16 protein-coding genes and 2 pseudogenes are annotated in these 21,579 nt (G+C 72.0%); 14 read left to right on the forward strand and 4 right to left on the reverse strand.

Features of this window, described 5'->3' with window-relative positions:
• Positions 1–18 precede the first annotated feature (18 nt).
• Positions 19–597, reverse strand: a complete 579-nt coding sequence (locus tag QP119_RS08745) for a TetR/AcrR family transcriptional regulator (RefSeq protein WP_284775369.1) — start codon at positions 595–597, stop codon at positions 19–21.
• A gap of 189 nt (positions 598–786) precedes the next feature.
• Here QP119_RS08745 and QP119_RS08750 point away from each other — a divergent pair, with 189 nt between their 5' ends.
• Entirely contained in the window at positions 787–1,845 is a 1,059-nt protein-coding gene (locus tag QP119_RS08750) for a hypothetical protein (RefSeq protein ID WP_284775372.1), read from the forward strand.
• Positions 1,842–3,878, forward strand: coding sequence for a YhgE/Pip family protein (locus tag QP119_RS08755; protein ID WP_284775374.1), 2,037 nt, complete (start codon positions 1,842–1,844; stop codon positions 3,876–3,878). Before QP119_RS08750 ends, QP119_RS08755 begins: the two co-directional genes overlap by 4 nt.
• A gap of 95 nt (positions 3,879–3,973) precedes the next feature.
• On the opposite strand, the pseudogene QP119_RS08760 reads toward QP119_RS08755, so the two are convergent.
• A pseudogene (locus QP119_RS08760) lies at positions 3,974–4,529 on the reverse strand (aldehyde dehydrogenase family protein); the annotation flags it as partial.
• A 123-nt stretch (positions 4,530–4,652) separates the two neighbouring features.
• On the opposite strand from QP119_RS08760, the gene QP119_RS08765 reads away from it, so the two are divergent.
• Positions 4,653–5,522 (forward strand): TetR/AcrR family transcriptional regulator C-terminal domain-containing protein, encoded by an 870-nt coding sequence (locus QP119_RS08765; protein ID WP_284775376.1) that lies wholly within the window; start codon positions 4,653–4,655, stop codon positions 5,520–5,522.
• A gap of 33 nt (positions 5,523–5,555) precedes the next feature.
• On the opposite strand, the pseudogene QP119_RS08770 reads toward QP119_RS08765, so the two are convergent.
• Positions 5,556–5,918 (reverse strand): annotated as a pseudogene (locus QP119_RS08770) (winged helix-turn-helix transcriptional regulator).
• A 146-nt stretch (positions 5,919–6,064) separates the two neighbouring features.
• On the opposite strand from QP119_RS08770, the gene QP119_RS08775 reads away from it, so the two are divergent.
• Positions 6,065–6,664 carry an NAD(P)-dependent oxidoreductase gene (locus tag QP119_RS08775; RefSeq protein ID WP_284775379.1) on the forward strand — a complete coding sequence of 200 codons (600 nt, stop codon included), beginning with the start codon at positions 6,065–6,067 and terminating at the stop codon, positions 6,662–6,664.
• On the opposite strand, the gene ypfJ is transcribed toward QP119_RS08775, so the two are convergent.
• Positions 6,558–7,448 (reverse strand): KPN_02809 family neutral zinc metallopeptidase, encoded by an 891-nt coding sequence (ypfJ, locus tag QP119_RS08780; RefSeq protein WP_284775380.1) that lies wholly within the window; start codon positions 7,446–7,448, stop codon positions 6,558–6,560. The two genes, QP119_RS08775 and ypfJ, sit on opposite strands and share 107 nt — an antisense overlap.
• A gap of 101 nt (positions 7,449–7,549) precedes the next feature.
• On the opposite strand from ypfJ, the gene aspS reads away from it, so the two are divergent.
• From aspS to aroB, 10 genes are all read left to right on the forward strand, one after another.
• Complete coding sequence (gene aspS, locus QP119_RS08785; RefSeq protein WP_284775383.1) at positions 7,550–9,385, forward strand: aspartate--tRNA ligase; 1,836 nt, start codon at positions 7,550–7,552, stop codon at positions 9,383–9,385.
• Between the two features lie 175 nt (positions 9,386–9,560).
• Positions 9,561–10,850, forward strand: coding sequence for a phosphotransferase (locus QP119_RS08790; RefSeq protein ID WP_284775385.1), 1,290 nt, complete (start codon positions 9,561–9,563; stop codon positions 10,848–10,850).
• Between the two features lie 8 nt (positions 10,851–10,858).
• Positions 10,859–12,241 (forward strand): replication-associated recombination protein A, encoded by a 1,383-nt coding sequence (locus tag QP119_RS08795; RefSeq protein ID WP_284775387.1) that lies wholly within the window; start codon positions 10,859–10,861, stop codon positions 12,239–12,241.
• A gap of 203 nt (positions 12,242–12,444) precedes the next feature.
• The gene (gene alaS, locus QP119_RS08800; RefSeq protein WP_284775388.1) at positions 12,445–15,126 is read left to right on the forward strand and encodes an alanine--tRNA ligase; all 2,682 of its coding nucleotides are present in this window, start codon (positions 12,445–12,447) and stop codon (positions 15,124–15,126) included.
• Positions 15,127–15,339: 213 nt separating this feature from the next.
• A complete protein-coding gene (gene ruvX / locus QP119_RS08805) occupies positions 15,340–15,957 on the forward strand; it encodes a Holliday junction resolvase RuvX (protein WP_284775391.1) in 618 nt (205 codons plus the stop codon).
• Positions 15,958–15,964: 7 nt separating this feature from the next.
• Positions 15,965–17,314, forward strand: a complete 1,350-nt coding sequence (gene mltG, locus QP119_RS08810) for an endolytic transglycosylase MltG (RefSeq protein WP_423777788.1) — start codon at positions 15,965–15,967, stop codon at positions 17,312–17,314.
• Positions 17,311–18,156, forward strand: a complete 846-nt coding sequence (locus QP119_RS08815) for a shikimate dehydrogenase (protein ID WP_284775392.1) — start codon at positions 17,311–17,313, stop codon at positions 18,154–18,156. Before mltG ends, QP119_RS08815 begins: the two co-directional genes overlap by 4 nt.
• A 42-nt stretch (positions 18,157–18,198) precedes the next feature.
• On the forward strand, positions 18,199–18,657 hold the full coding sequence (locus QP119_RS08820) for a prepilin peptidase (protein WP_284775394.1): 459 nt from the start codon (positions 18,199–18,201) through the stop codon (positions 18,655–18,657).
• A gap of 12 nt (positions 18,658–18,669) precedes the next feature.
• Positions 18,670–19,935, forward strand: a complete 1,266-nt coding sequence (gene aroC / locus QP119_RS08825) for a chorismate synthase (protein WP_284775396.1) — start codon at positions 18,670–18,672, stop codon at positions 19,933–19,935.
• Positions 19,932–21,548, forward strand: a complete 1,617-nt coding sequence (gene aroB, locus QP119_RS08830) for a 3-dehydroquinate synthase (RefSeq protein WP_284775399.1) — start codon at positions 19,932–19,934, stop codon at positions 21,546–21,548. Before aroC ends, aroB begins: the two co-directional genes overlap by 4 nt.
• Positions 21,549–21,579 lie beyond the last annotated feature (31 nt).

Raw genomic sequence — 21,579 nt, forward strand, 5'->3', positions numbered from 1 at the left:
GCGCGGACTGCGTCGCTGTCACCATGCGTCGCGCTCGGCGGTCAGGCGCCCGTGCTCGAGGAGCACCTCGACGAGCTCGTCGGTGACGCCCGGGTCCAGCTCGCGCACGCCGGGCGCCGGCGGGCGGGAGACGACCGTCAGTCGGGTGATGAACTGGTCTGGCGTCAGCGCGGCCGGCATTAGCCCGTGCTCGTGGGCCAGCTCCAGCATGCGGCCCATGTTCTCGCGGGTGCGCACCCGGACGTCGTGGAGCTCCTCGGGCAGCTCGGCCAGGTGCTCCGGGGCCAGCGCCGGTACCAGCGTGCCCAGGCCCATGTCGACCAGGTGGTGGACGTAGTTGTCCCAGACCGCGCGCGGGTTGTCGGCGAAGCGCGCCATCGTCTCCTCCTGGTGGGCGGCGGCGCGCTCGAGCAGGGTGTGCGCGGCCGCCCAGGCCAGGTCCTGGCGGTCGGTGAAGTTGCGGTAGACGGTGGCGATGCCGACGCCGGCCTCCCTGGCGATCCGCTCGAGGGTGACCTCGCCGGGGTTGGTGGTGCGCCACAGCTCGCAGGCGGTGTCGATGATGCGGCGCCGGCGCTCGCGGGCGTCTGAACGCATCCCTGCCGTCCTCTCTACGAAAACCTCGGTTCGGTTACCTCCGCGTCACCTCGCCCGGCCTGTGGGGCGCCGGTCACGTGAGTTGACAGTGCGGCGTCCGCGGAAGCACTATCATCAGGATAGCAAGTGATAGTAGAACCTCCGCTTCCGGGGTTTGGGCCCCGGAAGCGTACAGAACCAGGGGGAAATGTGGCAGACGCACACAGCGTGCGGCGCACCGGCGCCGCAGTTCCCACCGGCGCCGTGGGGCACACCCGCGTGGCCGGCCCCGGCGACGAGACCGTCGAGATCGATCTGGCCCCGCGGCCCGACGACGCCCTCGGGCCCGTGGAGAACCCCGTCATCGAGGCCCACGATCTCTGCGTGGCCCGCGACGCCGAACCCGTCAACTTCACCGTGGGGGAGGGCCTGACCGTGCTGCGCAACCTGCGCGAGCACCACACGACCGCTCTCTCGCTGACCCTGGCCGGGCGGCGCCGCGCCGTCTCCGGCGAGGTGCTCATGCGCCGCAGCGGGGACGACGGCCGCGGCGGGCGCGGCGGCCGCGACCAGGCCGACGGCCGCGAGGGCGACCGCCACGAGGCCGACGGACGCGAGGGCGACGCCGCCGCCTTCGGCCACACCGGGGCGCGCGAGCGCTTCCGGCGCGTGGCCCTGGCCGGCATTCCCGAGACCGACTCGCTCGAGCGCCAGGTGCCGGTGCGCGAGTCCATCCGCGAGCAGGTCGCCTGGGCGCTGCCGTTCTACCGGCACGCCCCGCGGGACATCATGTCCCACCCCTACGTCACCCGGTGGTCCGGCGTGCTCGGCATCGAGGACCTCGACGCCGCCACGCCCGCCGGCGAGATCGACGTGGAGACCCGGCTGACCGTGCGCGTGATGCTCGCGCTGATCGCACGCCCCGACGCCGACCTGCTCATCGTCGACGACATCGACCAGCTGCGCGACATGGACCTGCGCGCCGCGATGCTCGAGCGCCTCGTCCGCCTCGCCGAGGAGCTGCCCGTCATCGCGCACACCGTCAACGACGGAGCGCCCGAGGGCGCGCGCTTCCTCGACGTGCGCCACGACGTCGGCGAGTACCACGCTGCCGCCAACCGCCGGGCGGCGACGGACGCGCGCACGGGCGACCGACGCGACGTCGCCAAGCACGACGCGCACGTCGTGACGGACGCACCCGACGCCGACCGGCGCGACGTCGGCAAGCACCACGCGGACACCCGCGACGAAGGAGAGGAGCGCCGATGATCCCCGCACTGCTGCACACCGGCACCGAGATGCGGCGCTTCGGGCGCGGCGTGCTGCCGCCGATCGCGCTGGTGACCATCATGTGCCTGCCGCTGATCTTCGGCGGGCTGTTCGTGTGGTCCTACTACGACCCGATCGGCAAGATGGACCAGCTGCCCGTGGCACTCGTCAACTCCGACGAGGGCGCCAAAGGCCCCGACGGCAAGGAACTCAACGCCGGCGACCAGGTCGTCGACGAGCTGCTGAAGCAGAAGCCGCTCGACTTCAAGGAGGTCCCCGCCCAGGAGGCCCTCGATGGAGTGGTCGAGGGCGACTACTACTTCGCCGTGGAGATCCCCACCGACTTCTCCGCCGCCGCGACCAGCGTGACCAGCGACAACCCGCGCTCCACCACGCTGAACGTCGCCTTCAACAACGCCAACGGCTTCATCCCCACGATGCTGGGCAACGCGGCCACCCAGGTGATGGTCAACACCATCTCCGGGGTGGTGGGCACCCAGATCACCGACCAGATGCTCGTCGGCTTCTCCACCATCGGCGAGGGCATGGACGCCGCCGCCGACGGCGCCGGGCGCCTGCACGAGGGCGCCGGCAAGGCCGAGGAGGGCGCCGGAAAGCTCGCCGACGGCTCCGGCACGCTGCAGCAGAACCTGGACAAGGCCAACGACGGCGCCACCAAGCTCGCCGACGGCGCGCACACCCTCGATGAGGGCATCGGCACCGCCCACGACGGCGCGACCAAGCTCGCCGACGGGTTGACCCGCCTGGACGCGGCCACCGCGATGCTCGGCGACGGCGCCGGGCAGATCTCCGGCGGCGTCAACCAGATCTCCGGGGTCGCCGACCAGCTCGCCGGCGCCCAGGACAACCTGGCCGCCCCGCTGGTCAACGCCGCCACCCAGCTGCGCGCCTCCGGGGTGCCGGGCGCGGCGCAGCTGGCCGACAAGCTCGACGCCGCCGTCGCCGACCTCTACGCCAAGGGGCTCAACCCCGAGCTGACCGGGCAGATCCACCGCCTGCGCGACGGTGCCGCCCAGCTCGCCGGGCAGTTGGGCGACCCGGCCAGCGAGTACCGCTCCGGCATGTCGCAGGCCGTCTCCGGCTCGCAGCAGCTGGCCGGCGGGCTCGAGCGCCTCAAGGACGGCTCCTCGCGGCTGACCGTCGGTGCCGACCAGCTCGCCGACGGCACCAGCAAGCTGGCCGCCGGTTCGCGCCAGCTGACCGTCGGCGCGGGCTCGCTGCGCGACGGCCTGGTCGAGCTCGACGACGGCTCCGGCGAGCTGGCGCTGAAGATCACCGACGGCGCCGGCAAGGTCCCGCGCCAGGAGGGCGAGAACCGCGAGAAGGCCGCCGAGGCCGGCGGCAACCCCGTGCGCCGCCTGCTGACCGCCCAGGACCTGACCCCCTTCGGCGTGGGGCTGGCGCCGTTCTTCATCTCGCTGGCGCTCTTCGTCGGCGCGACCATCATGTTCATGGTGCTGCGCCCGGTCCAGCAGCGCGTGCTCGACTCCGGGGTGGCGCCCTTCCGCGCGGTGCTGGCCAGCTACCTGCCGGCGTTGACCGTCGGAGTGGGTCAGGCGACGCTGATCTGGATCGTGCTCGAGGGGCTCATCGGGATGGACGCCGCCCACCCGCTGGGCCTGTGGGTGTCCATGTGCTGTGTCTCAGCGGTCTTCGTGGCGGTCACCCAGGCCATCAACGCGGTGGTCGGGGCCACGGCCGGCCGCGTGATCTGCCTGATGTTCATGGCCCTGCAGCTGGTCTCCTCGGGCGGGCTCTACCCGCCGGAGACGCAGCCGAAGTTCATCCAGCACGTCCACTCCTGGGACCCGATGCGCTTCACCGTCGACATCTTCCGCGAGGTCATCATCGGCACCGACGTGCCCGGCTCCACCGCGGCGAACCCGCGTCCGGTACAGGCCGTCTTCGCCCTGCTGCTGGTGCTGGCGATCGCGTGGACGCTCTCCTCGATCTCCGCGTGGCGCGGGCGCATCATCATGCACAAGGACCTGCACCCCGAGCTCACCGTGTGAGCCCGGGGCGGGGGGATTGACGACGCCCCGCCGGTCGCCGCGGGCGTCGACTCGGCGTGCTTGAGCAGGATGGTGTTGCCCAGCACCAGGTTGGGCGCGACGAAGCGGGCGACCTGGTAGAGCGGGTAGTTCCACGGCATGATGCCCAGCAGCGGGCCGACGGGCAGGTGCTGGAGCACGGTGCGTTCCCGCTCGGTGTCGGAGAGCACCTGCTCGGCGGCGAACTCGGGGCCGTGCTCGGCGTAGTAGGCGAAGATGTCGGCGGCTAGCTCGGCCTCGTCGGCGGCCTCGGGGGCGAGCTTGCCCATCTCGCGGGTCACGGTGGCGGCGAGCTCCCCGCCGCGCTCGCGCAGCACCTCGGAGATGCGGCGAGCGACGTGCGCGCTCCTCGATCGGGCGGGCGGACCAGGAGACGAAGGCCTCGTCGGCGGCGTCGAGGGCGTCGGCGAGGTCCTCGACGGTGATGAAGGGGTACTCGTCGAGGAGCTCACCGGTGGTCGGGTTGACGGAGCGGTAGGCGAGTGCGTTCACGTGCGCTTTCCTTTCTGCCGAGGTCGGGGTACGGTCGCGGCCGCAGGGGGGCATTCGGTGACCGGGTTCACAACCACGATAGACATATGGCCGAAAATTGGTCCCGGAAGTCGGGGACATAAGTGGCGACGGGTGCCAAATACCGGTCGGGCTATGTAGCGTGGTGGCCTGGATAATTTTTCGGTGGCAACGCCCTGAAGTACGACGAGACAGTCGGTTTTCACCGACGGGTAAGGAGGGGTGATGAACGCGCGTAAAGGACGGCGCGGACGGCCCCCGGGCCTGACCCGGAAGGTGATCGGCGCGGCGGCGATGGAGATCGTCGAGGCAGACGGCGCTTCCGCGCTGACCATGGTCCGGCTCGCCGAGAGGCTGGGGGTGGCCCCGTCCGCCCTCTACAACCACATCTCGGGCAAGGATCAGCTGCTCGTCTTCGTCCAGGACGAGGTCCTCTCGCAGGTCGACACCTCGGCCCTGGCGGAGCTGGCACGTGAGGTGCGTGCTGACGTCGTGCGGATGGCCGAGGTGGACGGCGAGGGTACGAAAATCCACGGCGGTTCCCTTGCGAAGCGGCTGCGCGACGCGCTCGAGCAGTGGGCGCGCTCCTACCGCGCGGTGCTCTCCCGGCAGTACGAGCTGATCCCGCTGATCGCGACGCGGCCGGTGGCCGGCTCGCCGAACATCCGTAACATGTACGAGGTCGTCGCCCGCGCCATGCTCGCCGGCGGTATCCCGGAGCGCGACGTGGTGCCGGTGATCGTGGCCTTCGAGAACTTCCTCTTCGGCGCCGCGATGGACTACAACGCCCCGCCGACGATCTTCAACCCCGGCCCGGGCGACGTGGTCACCCCGGCCTTCGCGCGCGTGCTCGACGCCTACACCGGCGTCATCGACGGGGGAGCGGCGGCCTCGGGTCGCGACGAGGCCCCGGCGGACCCCGCGGCGCTCATCGACGACAGCTCCGAGGCCGCCGCCAGTCTGGGCGGCCAGGTCGAGGGCCTCGACGAGGCCATCGAGGGCGTGCGCAACCCGTACGCCGCGGTGCCCTTCGAGTGGGGTCTGGAGCGCCTGCTCAACGGCATCGAGCAGGTCGTCGAGGATGCGGAGAGCTGACCAGGCGCCGAGCGCTGAGCCCCGCGCCGAGCGTTAGCCCCGCCCCGCGCGCAGCGCCTGATAGCCCTCGCCCCACTCCGCGAGCGCGTCGAGGACGGGGGAGAGGCTCTCGCCCAGCCCGGTCAGCTCATAGATCACGCGCGGCGGCACCTCGGGGTAGGCGGTGCGGGTCACAAGGCCGTCGTCGGCCATCTCCCGCAGGTTAGCGGTGAGCATCTTCTAGCTCACCCCGTCGATGTTCGCTTTGAGTTCACCGAAGTGCAGCGGCCCGCGCCGCAGCTCGCGCAGGATGAGCACCTTCCACTTCTTGCCGATGACCGCCAGCGACGTCTCGACCGGGCACGCCGGTAGTCCCGCGGCGGCGATGCGCGTCGTCTTCGTGCCCGTTGAAGCCATGAGTTACCTCCGGGTGCCTCGGTTTCCATTTGCTGCCTAGTTACTAGAAGTTACGACAGTCGCTTGACGACGGCCCGGGTGCCCCACCTCCGCCGGTACACAGACGACGTGCGCAGCGAGCCGCGCGAGAGAAAAGGAGTCAACCCATGAAGTTCGCAGTCATCGGAGCCAACGGCAAGGCCGGTAGCCGTATCGCCGCCGAGGCGACCTCCCGCGGGCACGACGTGACCGCCGTGACCACCATCGCCGACGCCCTGGCCGGCACCGACGCCCGGCTCATCGTCGTCGGCTGCGCCGGCAGCCTCTTCATCGACGAGGCCCACTCGACGATGCTCGCCGAGACCCCGGACTTTCCCGAGGCCTTCCTCCCGGTCGCCCGCGGCCAGATCCGCCAGCTCGAGACGCTGCGCGGGCGCGAGGACGTGCGCTGGACCTTCATCAGCCCGGCCGCGGACTTCCGCGCCGACGGCGAGCGCACCGGATCGTATGTCCAGGCGGGCGAGGAGTTCACCACCGACGCCGAGGGTGTCTCGGCGATCTCGTACGCCGACTACGCAGTCGGCCTCGTCGACGAGGCCGAGGCGGAGGGCGACGCCGCCCACGTCAATGAGCGCATCACCCTGGTAGTTCAGTGCGCGCCTAGCTCTTGTACGCGCCGCGGTCCAGCGTGTCGCACTGGGCCATCTCGCCGGAGTTGTAGCCGGCGAGGAAGGCCTCCTGGCGCTGCTGCGAGGAACCGTGGGTGAAGGCCTCGGGGTTGACCTCGCCGCCGCTGCGGCGCTGTATGTTGTCGTCGCCGACGGCGCCTGCCGTCTCGACGGCGGAGGCGAGCTGCTCCTTCGAGATCGGCTCGAGGTCGCCGCCGTTCTCGGAGTCCGCGTAGTGGGCCCAGATGCCGCCGTAGCAGTCGGCCTGCAGCTCGATCTTCACCGCGTTCGAGTCCTCGCCGGGGTTCTGGTAGTCCGACAGCCCCAGGGTGCCCTCGAGGTTCTGGATGTGGTGGCCGAACTCGTGGGCGACGATGTACTCCTGCGCCAGCGGGGCGTTTTCGCCGCCGAGCTGGCCGAGCTGCTCGAAGAAGGAGACGTCCAGGTACAGCGTCTGGTCGGCCGGGCAGTAGAAGGGGCCGGTCTGCGCCGAGGCGAAGCCGCAGCCGGTCTGCACCGAGTCGCGGAAGATCTCCACGCCCGGCTTCTCGTAGGTGATGCCGGCCTGCTCGGGCAGCACCTTGTCCCAGACCTCGTCGACGGAGTAGGCGGTGTAGAGCACGCGGCAGTCGTCGTGCTCGTTGGCGTCCGCGCCCGTCTCGCAGTGGTCGAGGTTGTAGGCCTGCGCGCCCTGCTCCGCCTGGCCCTGGTCGGCGCCCCCGCCGCCGAGGCCGATGTCGGCGGGGTTGCCGCCGAGGAGGAGGAAGAGGCCGACGAGCACCAGGCCGCCGAGCCCGCCGCCCACGGCGATGCCGCCGCGGCGACCCCCGGAGGAGGTGCTCACTCGGTCGGTGCTGCGCTGGAGGTCACCACGGAAAGTCATGGACCGATCATGCCACACGCCCGCTGCGCGGGCGCAGCCGGCGGGAGGGTAAAGTGTGCGGACGTATTCTGGTATCTTACGAGGAAAGGACGTGTGACCTCGTGCTGCGCACTCATCTCGCGGGGGAACTCCGCAAAGACCACGCCGGTGGGACGGTCACCCTGACCGGTTGGGTGGCCCGTCGTCGTGACCACGGCGGCGTCATCTTCATCGACCTGCGCGACCGCTCCGGTGTCGCCCAGGTCGTCTTCCGTGAGTCGGAGGTCGCCGAGCGCGCCCACGACCTGCGCAGTGAGTACTGCATCAAGGTCACCGGTGTGGTCGAGGCCCGCCCCGAGGGCTCGGAGAACCCGAACCTGCCCTCCGGCGCGATCGAGGTCAACGTCTCCGAGCTGGAGATCCTCAATCCGTCGGCGGCCCTGCCGTTCCAGATCGACGACCCGTCGGCCTCCGGCGAGGTCGGTGAGGAGACGCGCCTGAAGTACCGCTACCTCGACCTGCGCCGCCACGACCAGCACGAGGCGCTGCGCCTGCGCTCCAAGGCCAACCACGCCGCCCGCGCCGTCCTCGACGCCCACGACTTCACCGAGGTCGAGACCCCGACGCTGACGCGCTCCACCCCGGAGGGAGCCCGCGACTTCCTCGTGCCCGCCCGCCTGAAGCCGGGCAGCTGGTACGCCCTGCCGCAGTCCCCGCAGCTGTTCAAGCAGCTGCTGATGGTCGCCGGCATGGAGCGCTACTACCAGATCGCCCGCTGCTACCGCGACGAGGACTTCCGCGCCGACCGCCAGCCCGAGTTCACCCAGCTCGACATCGAGATGAGCTTCGTCGACCAGGAGGACATCATCGCCCTGGCCGAGGAGATCGTCACGGCGCTGTGGAAGCTCATCGGCTACGAGGTCAAGACCCCGATCCCGCGCATGACCTACGAGGAGGCCATGCGCCGCTACGGCTCCGACAAGCCGGACCTGCGCTTCGACATCGAGATCACCGAGTGCACCGACTTCTTCAAGGACACCACCTTCCGCGTGTTCCAGAACGAGTACGTCGGTGCAGTGGTCATGGACGGCGGCGCCTCGCAGCCGCGCCGTCAGCTCGACGCCTGGCAGGACTGGGCCCGCCAGCGCGGCGCCAAGGGCCTGGCGTACATCCTCGTCGGCGAGGACGGCGAGCTCTCCGGCCCGGTGGCCAAGAACATCACCGACGCCGAGCGCGCCGGCATCGCCGAGCACGTCGGCGCCAAGCCGGGCGACTGTATCTTCTTCGCCGCCGGCGAGACCAAGTCCTCGCGCGCCCTGCTGGGTGCCGCCCGCGGCGCGATCGCAGAGAAGCTCGGCCTGATCAAGGAGGGCGACTGGGCCTTCACCTGGGTCGTCGACGCCCCGATGTTCGAGCCCTCGGCCGAAGCGACCGCCTCCGGCGACGTCGCCCTGGGCCACTCCGCCTGGACCGCCGTGCACCACGCCTTCACCTCGCCGAAGCCGGAGTACCTGGACACCTTCGACAAGGACCCGGGCAGCGCGCTGGCCTACGCCTACGACATCGTCTGCAACGGCAACGAGATCGGCGGCGGCTCCATCCGTATCCACCAGCGTGACGTCCAGGAGCGCGCCTTCCAGGTCATGGGCATCACCGAGGAGGAGGCCCGCGCGAAGTTCGGCTTCCTGCTCGACGCCTTCGCCTTCGGCGCCCCGCCGCACGGCGGCATCGCCTTCGGCTGGGACCGCATCGTCAGTCTGCTCGGCGGCTTCGACTCCATCCGCGACGTCATCGCCTTCCCGAAGTCCGGCGGCGGCGTGGACCCGCTGACCGACGCCCCGGCGCCGATCACCGCGGAACAGCGCCGCGAGTCCGGCATCGACGCCAAGCCGAAGAAGAAGGGCGGCCAGGACGACAAGGCCGCCGCGGCCGAGAAGAAGGCCCAGCCCGAGAAGTAGCAGTACACCGCGGGCCGGCCCGCTGACAGCGGAGCCGGTCCCCACATCGACGCGCCGCCGGCCGCCCCAGGGCAGCCGGCGAACCGTTGCCCGCAGCGCGCGGCGGGAGGACAATGGAGTCCCCCCGCCGCGTTCTCGCGCGCGGGACGTGTGCAACACAAGGAGAAGTCCGCCCGTGCCCACCGAACCGAGAACCCCCGCAGTCCCGGACAACGAGGAGATCTGCAGATCCGCGGAGCACCAGCTCGCGCGGCGCTTCGGCGGCACCCAGAGGATCACCGGCGCCGAGGAGCTGCACGGCACGGGCAACTCGGTCGTGCTGCGCGTGCGGCTGGCGGCCAACCCCTTCCTCCAGGAACGCAGCCTGGTGGTCAAGTACATCCCGGGCACCGACGACGAGCTGGACGACGCGGCGCTCGTGCGCGAGATCGTGGCCTACCAGTTCACCACCTCGCTGCCCGAGGAGGCCCGCCCCGGCCCGGTGCTGCTGGCCTACGACATCGACGAGCGCACCATCGTCATCTCCGACTCCGGCGACGGCGACACCTTCGCCGACCTGCTGGACACCGGCGACGCCGAGGAGCGCCTCCAGATCCTGCGCAACCTCGGCCAGGCCCTCGGCCGCATGCACGCGGCCACCGCCGAGCGCGAGCAGGACTTCGAGACCCTGCGTACCCGGCTGGCGCGCACCTATCCGGACGCCGCCTCCGTCAACCGCTACCGCTCCACGGCCCACCGGTTCGTCATCGACCGCGGCATGGAGCTCATCCGCTCCGTCGGCGTGACTGTGCCGGCCCCCGTCGAAGAACTCGGCCGCGAGGCCGCCAAGCGCCTGCAGGGCGGGCGCCGCGCCTTCACCCCGATCGACCTGTCGCCCGACAACATCATCGTCGCCGGGCGCACCCAGTTCCTCGACTACGAGTGGGCCGCCTTCCGCGACGTCGGCTTCGACCTGGCCTCGGTCATCTCCGGCTTCCCGGGGTTCCTGACCACGCGCCCCATCAACGACGACGAGGCCGACGTCTTCGTCGACGCCTGGACCCACGAGGTCGACCAGATCTGGCCGACGGTGCGCGACGACCACGCCCTGCACGGCCGACTCGTCACCGCGCTGCTGGGTGTGGCCCTGGCCGAGGTGGCCAATCTGCACTACGGATCCTCCCACAACGTCGTCGACGCCGTCGCCGCGGCCGCCGGCGACCCCTCCATCGGGCGCTACCCCGAGGACGTCACCCCGGCCGAGCGCCTGCTGGCCGCCCCGGGCAGCCTCGACTTCACCGACGGCGAGCTGATGCTGCGCCGCGACCTCTTCGAGACGTTCGAGGCCCTGGCCCGCTTCGCCGGTCGCGAGGCGACTTGCCGCCAGGCCGACCCGCGCACCCGCGTGGTCACCGGCTTCGCCGAGGCGCTGGCCGAACTGCTCGACGACTCGGGCGCCGACGAATCCGAACCCGAGGCCAGGTGACCGGCTCCTTGGCACAGGACGCACTCTTCGGCTCCGCGGACCCGGGGGCCGACGGCCCCGGCGGCCCGGGCGCCGGCGGCCCCGGGCGCAGCGGCGCGGAGTACTTCGCCGTCGACTCGAACGCCCCGCTGGCCGCCCGGATGCGCCCGCGCACCCTCGACGAGGTCCTCGGCCAGCGCCACCTGCTCGGCGAGGGCACCCCGCTGCGCCGCCTGATCGAGGGCCAGGGCGATTCCTCGGTGATCCTCTACGGCCCGCCCGGTACCGGCAAGACCACGATCGCCTCGCTGATCAGCACCTCCACCGGCCGCGACTTCATCGCCCTGTCGGCCCTGAACTCCGGGGTCAAGCAGATCCGCGAGGTCATCGACCGGGCCCGCCGCGAGCTGATCGCCGGCCGGCGCACCGTGCTGTTCATCGACGAGGTCCACCGCTTCTCCCGCACCCAGCAGGACGCCCTGCTCGCCGCCGTGGAGAACCGCACCGTGCTGCTCGTGGCCGCCACCACCGAGAACCCGTCCTTCTCCGTCGTCTCCCCGCTGCTCTCGCGCTCGCTGCTGCTGCAGCTGAAACCCTTGGGCGACGACGACCTCGCCGAGCTGGTCCGCCGCGCCGCCGCCGACGAGCGCGGCCTGGCGGGCCGCATCACGCTCTCCGACGACGCCGTCGCCCAGCTGGTGCGCCTGGCCGCCGGCGACGCGCGCCGCGTGCTGACCTACCTCGAGGCCTCCGCCGAGGCCGTCGCCGACGGCGGCGAGCTCGACGTGGAGACCATCCGCGAGAACGTCAACCGCGCCGTGGTGCGCTACGACCGCGACGGCGACCAGCACTACGACATCACCAGCGCCTTCATCAAGTCCATCCGCGGCTCCGACGTCGACGCCGCCCTGCACTACCTGGCCCGCATGATCGAGGGCGGCGAGGACCCCCGCTTCATCGCCCGCCGCCTGGTGGTCCACGCCAGCGAGGACATCGGCATGGCGGACCCGACGGCCCTGCAGACGGCCGTCGCCGCCGCCGACGCCGTGCAGTTCATCGGCATGCCCGAGGGCCGCCTCGCCCTGGCCCAGGCCACCATCCACCTGGCCACCGCGCCGAAGTCCAACGGGGTGATCCGCGCGATCGACGCCGCCCTGGCGGACGTGCGCGCCGGCAAGGTCGGCCCCGTGCCGCCGCACCTGCGTGACGGCCACTACTCGGGTGCGAAGAACCTGGGCAATGCCGTGGGCTACGTCTACCCGCACGACGACGCGCGCGGCGTCGTCAAGCAGCGCTACATCCCGGAGGAGCTCGACGAGGCCGTCTACTACGCGCCCACCGACCACGGCGCGGAGAAGCGGGTCAGCGCGCTCGTCGCCTCGCTGCGCCGCATCGTGCGCGGGCGTCGTTAATTTCCGACGCCCCGCCGCACGCCCGGGCGCGCCACCCGCACCGCCAGGCGGCGCAGCGGCGGGCGGGGCCCGCCGCGGAAGCCTTGCCCGGGTGGGGAACTGACGCGCGCGGTCGACGGGGTAAAGTGTGCATCCGACCCGCGGGCGGCGCCGAGGCAACTCGGGCGCCCCGCACACCCGACAGATGCAAGGAAGACCCCGTCGTGCAGACACATGAGATCCGGGAGCGGTTCACCAACCACTTCGTGAAGGCCGGCCACACGCCCGTGCCCAGCGCCTCACTGATCCTCGACGACCCGAATCTGCTGTTCGTCAACGCCGGCATGGTGCCGTTCAAGCCCTTCTTCCTCGGCCAGCAGACCCCGCCCTTCCCGAGCGGGACCGCGACCTCGATCCAGAAGTGCGTGCGCACCCTCGACATCGACGAGGTCGGCATCACCACCCGTCACAACACCTTCTTCCAGATGGCGGGCAACTTCTCCTTCGGCCAGTACTTCAAGGAGGGTGCCATCACCCACGCCTGGACCCTGCTGACCGACTCCCTGGAGGAGGGCGGCTTCGGCCTGGACCCCGAGCGGCTGTGGGTGACCGTCTACGAGAACGACGACGAGGCCGCCGACATCTGGCACGAGAAGATGGGCGTGCCCCACGAGCGCATCCAGCGCCTCGGCATGGCGGACAACTACTGGTCCATGGGCGTGCCCGGCCCCTGCGGTCCGTGCTCCGAGATCTACTACGACCGCGGCCCCGAGTACGGCAGTGAGGGCGGCCCCATCGCCGACGACAACCGCTACATGGAGATCTGGAACCTGGTCTTCATGGAGAAGGAGCGCGGCGAGGGCATCGGCAAGGACGACTTCGAGATCCTCGGCGACCTGCCCAAGAAGAACATCGACACCGGCCTCGGCGTCGAGCGTGTCGCCTGCATCCTGCAGGGCGTGGACAACGTCTACGAGACCGACCTGCTGCGCCCGGTCATCGACGTCGCCGAGACCGTCACCGGCTCCACCTACGAGGACCCGGCCGCGGACCGCGCCGACGACATCCGCTTCCGCGTCATCGCCGACCACTCGCGTACGGCCATGATGCTGATCCTCGATGGGGTCAGCCCCTCCAACGAGGGTCGCGGCTACATCCTGCGCCGCCTGCTGCGCCGCATCATCCGCTCCGCCCGCCTGCTGGGCGCGACGGGCGCGACCATGGAGAAGTTCATGACCACGATCATGGACACCATGGAGCCGTCCTTCCCGGAGATCGCCCGCAACCGCGAGCGCATCCTGCACGTCGCCGTCGGCGAGGAGGACACCTTCCTGCGCACCCTGGCCTCCGGCACGCGTCTGTTCGAGCAGACCGCCGAGAGCCTCAAGGGCAAGGGCGCGGCCACCGTGCCCGGTGCGCGCGCCTTCGAGCTGCACGACACCTACGGCTTCCCGATCGACCTGACCCTCGAGATGGCCCACGAGGCCGGCCTCGAGGTCGACATGGACGGCTTCGAGTCCGCCATGGCCGAGCAGAAGGCCCGCGCCAAGGCCGACAACCGCGCCAAGAAGCACGGCCACACCGACCTCTCCGTCTACCGCGAGTTCGTCGACGAGCACCCGACCGTCTTCCACGGCTACGAGGACCTCACCGGCTCCGCCAGGGTCCTCGGCCTGGTCGCCGGCGGCAAACTGGTCAACGAGGCCCACGAGGGCGACGAGGTCGAGGTCATCCTCGACGCGACCCCGATGTACGCCGAGTCCGGCGGCCAGATGGCCGACCGCGGCACCATCTCCGTCGGCGCGACCACCCTCGACGTCAACGACGTGCAGAAGGTGGGCAAGAAGGTCTGGCTGCACAAGTCCACCGTGGCCGCCGGCGGTCTGGCCGTCGGCGACGAGGTCACCGCCGAGGTCGACGCCGCGTGGCGCCACGGCGCCCGCCAGGCGCACTCGGCGACCCACCTCATCCACGCCGCGCTGCGCGAGATCCTCGGGCCCGACGCCGTCCAGGCCGGCTCGCTCAACCGCCCCGGCTACCTGCGCTTCGACTTCGCCTACACCCACCAGCTCACCCCGGATCAGCTCCGGCAGATCGAGCTGGTGACCAACCGCGCCGTCGACGCCGACTACGAGGTCAACACCATCGAGACCACCTTGGACAACGCCCTGGACATGGGCGCGATGGCGCTCTTCGGCGAGGCCTACGGCGACAACGTGCGCATGGTCGAGATCGGCGGGCCGTTCTCCCGCGAGCTGTGCGGCGGCACCCACGTCTCGCACTCCTCGCAGATCGGCCCGGTCTCCGTGCTCGGCGAGTCGTCGGTCGGCTCCGGTGCGCGCCGCATCGAGGCCTACTCGGGCCTGGACGCCTTCCGCTTCATGTCCAAGGAGACCGCGCTGGTCTCCGGCGTGGCCGCCGAGCTCAAGGCGCAGAGCGCCGACGTGCCGGACCGCGTGCGCGCCCTGGCCGAGCGCCTCAAGGCCGCCGAGAAGCGCGTCGCCGAGCTCAAGGCCCGTCAGCTGACCGCCCAGACCGCCGACCTCGTCGCCGGCGCCGAGCAGGCCGGGAAGTTCCGCGTCGTCGGCGCCCGGCTCGACGACGGCGTGACCGGCAAGGAGCTGCGCACCGTCGCCGGCGCCGCCCGCGACCGCCTCGGCTCCGAGCCCGGCGTCGTGGTCTTCGCCTCCACGGACCCGGAGAAGGGCTCGATGCCCTTCATCGTCGCCGCCAACCCGGCCGCCGTCGAAGCGGGCGCGAAGGCCGGCGACCTGGTCAAGCTGATCGGCGGGTACGTCGATGGCCGCGGCGGCGGCAAGGCCGACATGGCCCAGGGCTCCGGCGCCAAGCCCGAGGGCTTCGCCGCCGGTCTCAAGGCCGCCCGCGAGGAGCTCGCCGGCCGCTAGGCCCGGTGGGCACGCGCACCCCTCCGCCGGCCGTCCCCGCCACGCCCGGGGCGGCCACCGGCGTATTAGGGGAGCCATCAAGTACATTCATCGGTGAGCCCCGTCTGCGTGCGGCCGGGTGCGCCTTCCGCGTGCCTCCCGCCTTCCGGGGCGTACCGCCGAGTCGAGGAACGGGCGCGGGCACGAGTCCGCGCCCTAGGAAGGCCCCCGCTGATGAAGGAGAGTGTCGACACCCCCGGGGTGGACGACCCCGGTAGGGGTCGCCGCATCGGCGTCGACGTCGGCACCGTGCGCATCGGCGTCGCCGCCAGCGACTCCGACGGCAGCCTGGCCACTCCCGTGGAGACCGTCGCCCGCGTCAGCGAGCTGGCGGACCTGCGCGCGTCCGGCCAGGCTCCTGCGGCCGCCGACTTCCCGGACGCGGCCCGCGTCGCCGATATCGCGCGCGAGTACCGCGCCGTCGAGATCATCGTCGGCCTGCCGCGCAACCTCTCCGGCCACGGCTCGACCAGCGTGCACCACGCCCGCGCCTTCGCGGCCGTCCTCGCCGCCCTGCTGCCCGGTGTCCCCGTGCGGCTCGCCGACGAGAGATTGACGACGGTCGCGGCGACCACCGCCCTGCGTTCCTCCGGCGTGAGCGCACGCCGCTCGCGCGGCGTGATCGACCAGGCGGCGGCCGTCGAGATCCTGCAGACCTGGCTCGACGGACGCCGCGCGTACCTGGCACGGGCGACCACCGCGGCGTCGGAAAGCGACGCAGAACGTCCGGCGCGTCCCGCGCCGAGCCCCGCCGACCTCGCGCGGCGCAACCGAAAGACGACAGAGGAGTAAGACCAGCATGTCCCGAACCTCCCGCACCACCCGCCGGACCCGGACGGGGCGTCGCGTCGGCCGGCGCATGGAGCCGCGCTACGTCAAGCGGCGGCAGCGCGGTCTCGCCGTGCTCATCGCCGCGATCGTGCTGATGATCGGCGCCGTGGTCTACATCGGCGTGCGCGTCTCCTCGAGCTCCGGCACAGACTACCAGGGAGACGGCAACGGCCAGATCGAGCTCGTCGAGGTCGCCGAGGGCTCCTCGCTCTCCGAGCTCGGCCCCGAACTGGAGGAGCGCGGCATCGTCAAGACCGACGCCGCCTTCCAGTCCGCCGCCATGTCCACCCAGGGCGCCAGCGCCATCGAGCCCGGCTTCTACCGGATGCAGGGCGAGATGAGCGCGCAGGCCGCCGTCGACGCGCTGCTGGACCCGGACAACCGCGTCGAGCTGCTTGACGTGCAGGGCGGGGCGACGCTGATGGACGTCACCGTTCTCGGCGGGGACACCCGCTACGGCATCTACTCCCTGATCTCCCAGTCGCTGTGCGGTGCGCACGATGACGCCGAGGGCTGCCTGAGCCCGGAGGAGATCGCCCACGCCGGCGCGACCGCCGACCTGGCCGCGCTCAACGTCCCGGACTGGGCGCGCGAGCCGATCGAGGCGCGCGGAGACGACCCGCGCCGCCTCGAGGGCCTGATCATGCCGGGCCAGTACGTGCTCAACCCGACCATGAGCGCCGAGGAGATCCTCGCCGACCTGATCAAGCGCTCGGCCGACCAGTACAACGAGACCGGCATCGTCGAGCGCGCCCAGGCCGTGGGCCTGAGCCCCTACGAGCTGCTGACGGCCGCCTCCCTGGTTGAGCGCGAGTCGCCGGCCGGGGAGTTCGACAAGGTCGCCCGCGTGATCCTCAACCGCCTGGCCGAGCCGATGCGCCTCGAGTTCGACTCCACCGTCAACTACGACGTCGCCGAGCAGGAGGTCGCCACCACCGACGAGGACCGCGCCCGCGAGACGCCGTGGAACACCTACGCCAAGGACGGCCTGCCCGACACCCCGATCGCCAGCCCCTCGGCCGAGGCGGTCGAGGCCATGGAGCACCCGGCGGAGGGCAACTGGAAGTTCTTCGTCACCGTCGACTCCGACGGCACCACGGTCTTCAACGACGACTACGACTCGCACCTGGCCGACGTCAACCGCGCCATCGAGTCCGGCGTGCTGGACTCCAACCGCGGCGAGGCCCACACCGGCCCCGGCGGCGCTGAGGACGTCGAGCGCGCTGAGGGCGGGGATGCCCCGGCCGAGGGTCCGTCCGACGCTCCGGCCGAGGGCCAGGGTGCCGCCGAGCGCGGCGGCGAGGTGATCCAGCCGTGACCGAGGAGCGCGAGATCCGCCACCGCGCGGCGGTGCTCGGCGACCCGGTCGAGCACTCGCTCTCGCCGCTGCTGCACAACGCCGGCTACCGCGCCGCCGGCCTGGACGACTGGGAGTACACGCGCCGGCGCTGCCCGCGCGGCCAGCTCGCCGGCATCGTCGGCGGGTCGGGGCCTGAGTACGCCGGGTTCTCGGTGACCATGCCGGGCAAGTTCGAGGCGCTCGAGTTCGCCGACGAGGTCACCGACCGGGCAAGCGCCGTGGGCTCCGCCAACACGCTGGTGCGCCGGCCGGAAGGCGGCTGGCGCGCCGACAACACCGACGTCGACGGCGTGCACGGCGCGCTCGACGAGCTGACCGGGCGCAACCCCGAGGGCCCGGCCGCGCGGATTCGCCGCGCCGTGCTGCTCGGCGCCGGCGGCACCGCCCACGCGGTGCTTTTTGCGCTCGTCGAGCGCGGGGTGGAGCGCGTCGACGTGGTCAACCGCTCCGACCGGTACGACGAGCTGGCGGGCCTGGTCGAGGGCTCCGGCACCGAGATGGTCTTCCGCCGCTGGGACGAGGACCTGCGCGCGCTGTCGGTGGCCGCCGACGCGGTAGTCTCCACCGTGCCGGCCAGCATCGCCGACCCCTACGCCGAGGACCTGGGCCACGCCCCGGTGCTCGACGTCGTCTACGACCCGCGCCCGACGAAGCTGTGCGTGGCCGCCTCCGCCAACGGCTTCCTCACCGCCGCCGGCCACGTCATGCTGGCCCACCAGGCCTTCGGCCAGTTCGAGCAGTTCACCGGGATGGACGCCCCGCGTAAGGAGATGCGCGCGGCGATCGACGCCGCGGTCTGATATCCAGGAGGGGGATTCAAGGGGAGACATCGGGGGGATGTCGTGGGAAAGATCGTACTGTTCAGCGGCGCCGCCTCCGGCGTCGCGTGCGTGCTCGCACTGGCCTGCGGTAGCGCGTGGGCGCTCGCGCTCGTCGTCATCGACCTGCGCCGGTGTCTGCTCCCGGACGCGCTGACCCTGCCCGGCGCGGCCGTCGTGGCGCTCGTCGCCGTGGCGGCCGGAGAACCCTGGGCGATGGCCGGGGGAGTGGCCTGGGCGCTGCTCTACCTGGGTGTCGGGCTGCTGATCGGCGGGGTCGGCGGGGGAGACGTCAAGCTCGCCCTGGCGCTGGGCACGGCGGCCGCGATCGCCGCGGGCGCGGCCGGTCTGGCCGCCGCCGTCATCGGCTCGAGCGCGCTGACGATCACGGTGATGGCGCTGACCCGCCGTCGTGCGCTGCCGCACGGGCCGGGCATGGTCTCGGCCACAGTCCTGGTGTGTTTGGTCGCACAGGTGTTGTGACACAATATGCCCATGCTTCGATGGACCACAGCTGGAGAATCCCACGGGCAGGCGCTCATCGCGCTGCTCGCGGGCCTGCCCGCGGGCACGCCCGTGGACCGCGCCGAGATCGGCCGTGAACTGGCCCGCCGCCGCCTCGGCTACGGGCGCGGGGCGCGGATGAAGTTCGAGGCCGACGAGCTGACCGTCCTCGGCGGCGCCCGGCACGGCAAGACCATCGGCGGCCCGCTGGCGATCATGATCGGCAACTCCGAGTGGCCGAAGTGGACCACCGTGATGTCCCCGGACGCCCTCGACATGGAGGACCCGGAGACCGCCAAGGCCATGGAGTCCGGCCGCGGGGCGAAGCTGACCCGCCCGCGCCCCGGCCACGCCGACTTCGCCGGCATGGTCAAGTACGGCTTCGACGAGGCCCGCCCGGTCCTCGAGCGCTCCTCGGCGCGCGAGACCGCCGCGCGCGTGGCCGCCGGCGCCGTGGCCAAGGCCTTCCTGCGCGAGACCCTCGGCGTCGAGGTCGTCTCCCACGTCGTCTCCATCGGCGCCTCCGAGCCCTACGCCGGGCCCACCCCGGGCGCCGGCGACCTCGAGCGCATCGACGCCTCGCCGGTGCGCGCCGCCGACACGGCCGCCGAGGAGTCCATGGTCGCCGAGATCGACTCCGCCAAGAAGTCCGGCGACACCCTCGGCGGTGTCGTCGAGGTCGCCGTCACCGGCCTGCCCGTCGGCCTGGGCACCCACACCACCTGGCGCGACCGCCTCGACGGCCGGCTCGCACAGGCGCTGATGTCGATCCAGTCCGTCAAAGGCGTCGAGATCGGCGACGGGTTCGCCGAGGCGCGCCGCCGCGGCTCCGAGGCCCACGACGAGATGGTCCGTGAGGACGGCGACCACGAGGTCCACCGCCTGAGCAACCGCGCCGGCGGCCTGGAGGGCGGCATGACCAACGGCCAGCCGCTGATCACCCGCCTGGCGTTCAAGCCGATCTCGACGGTCCCGCGCGCCCTGCGCACCATCGACATGGCCGACGGCTCGCCGGCCAAGGCCATCCACCAGCGCTCCGACGTCTGCGCCGTGCCCGCCGGCGGCGTGGTCGCCGAGGCCATGGTGGCCCTGACCCTGGCCACGGCCGTCACCGAGAAGTTCGGCGGCGACTCGCTCAACGAGACCCGCCGCAACGTCGCCGCCTACCTCGCGGCCGTCGACGAGCGCCTCGCCTTCGGCGCGGACGCCGCGGCCGACGCCGACGCCGCCGACACGGACGAGGAGGCCGTCCGATGAGCGCCCCGAACACCGTCATCCTGGTCGGCCCGCCCGGCGCCGGGAAGTCCACCGTCGCCCGCCGCCTGGCGCGCGCCCTGGGCACCGTGCACACGGACACCGACACCATGATCGAGCAGGCTCGCGGCCGCAGCTGCGGCGACGTCTTCTCCGAGGTCGGTGAGCCCGCCTTCCGCGAGCTCGAGGCCCGTGTGGTCGCCGAGACCCTGACCCGCGAGGGCGTGGTCAGCCTCGGTGGCGGTGCGGTGACCACCCCGAAGGTCCGCGAGATGCTGGCCAACCACGACGTCGTCTGGATCGACGTCTCCGCCGAGGAGGGCGTGCGCCGCACCGCCGACGAGGCCACCCGCCCGATCCTCGCCGCCGCGGACCCCCTGGCGCACTACCACGACCTGCTGGACTCCCGCGAGGAGTTCTACCGCGAGGTCTCCGACCTGCACGTGCGCACCGACGGGCGCACCCCGGCCCAGGTGGTCACCGAGGTGCTCGCCGGCCTGGAGAACCTCGCCCCGCGCACCACGCCGGACTGCGACCTCGAGCGCGTCGCCGTGCGCGGGCCGTCGCCCTACACCGTGACCATCGGCCACGGGCTGACCGACGCCGTGGCCGCCCACCTGGTCGACACCGGCGTGCACCACGTCGGCGTGGTCCACCAGCCGCCGCTGGCCGCCCGCGCCAACAAGCTCGTCGAGTCCCTGCGCGCCGCCGGCCTCGACGCCCACGCCCTGCCCGTCGCCGACGCCGAGGACGGCAAGACCCTCGAGAGCATCGGACGGCTGTGGGCCGAGCTGGGTCGGCTCGGCTTCACCCGCACCGACGCCCTGGTGGGCCTCGGAGGGGGAGCGGCCACCGACCTGGCCGGCTTCGCCGCCGCCTGCTGGATGCGCGGCATCCGCGTCGTCCAGGTGCCCACCACGGTGCTGGCGATGGTCGACGCGGCCGTCGGCGGCAAGACCGGCATCAACACCGAGGCCGGCAAGAACCTCGTGGGCGCTTTCCACGAGCCCTCGGCCGTCTTCTGCGACCTCGACCACCTGGTCGACCTGCCGAAGCGCGAGCTCGTCGCGGGCTCGGCCGAGATCGTCAAGACCGGCTTCATCGCCGACCCGGTGATCCTGCGCCGCTACGAGGAGGACCCCGCCGCCGCCCTGCGCGCCGACGGCTTCCTGCCGGAGCTGGTGCGCCGCTCCGTCACGGTCAAGGCCGGCGTGGTGGGCAAGGACCTCAAGGAGGTCGGCCTGCGCGAGATCCTCAACTACGGCCACACCTTCGGCCACGCCGTGGAGCGCCGCGAGAACTACCGCTGGCGCCACGGCGACGCGGTCGCCGTGGGCATGGTCTTCGTCGCCGAGCTGGCCCACGCCCGCGACCTCATCGACGCCGCCCTGGTCCAGCGCCACCGTGACATCCTCGAGTCCGTGGGACTGCCCACCGTCTACCGGGACGGCCGCTGGGAGGAGCTGCGCGAGGCGATGAGCCACGACAAGAAGAACCGCGACGGCCGCCTGCGCTTCGTCGCCCTGGACGGCAAGGTCGGCCGCACCACGCGCATCGAGGGCCCCTCCGAGGAGGAGCTGCGCGCGGCCTACGCCGCGGTCGGCGGCACGGACTAGGTCCGGCCAGGCACCGACCAGGCACCAACGC

Source organism: Corynebacterium frankenforstense, from assembly GCF_030211955.1.
Lineage (GTDB): Bacteria > Actinomycetota > Actinomycetes > Mycobacteriales > Mycobacteriaceae > Corynebacterium > Corynebacterium frankenforstense_A.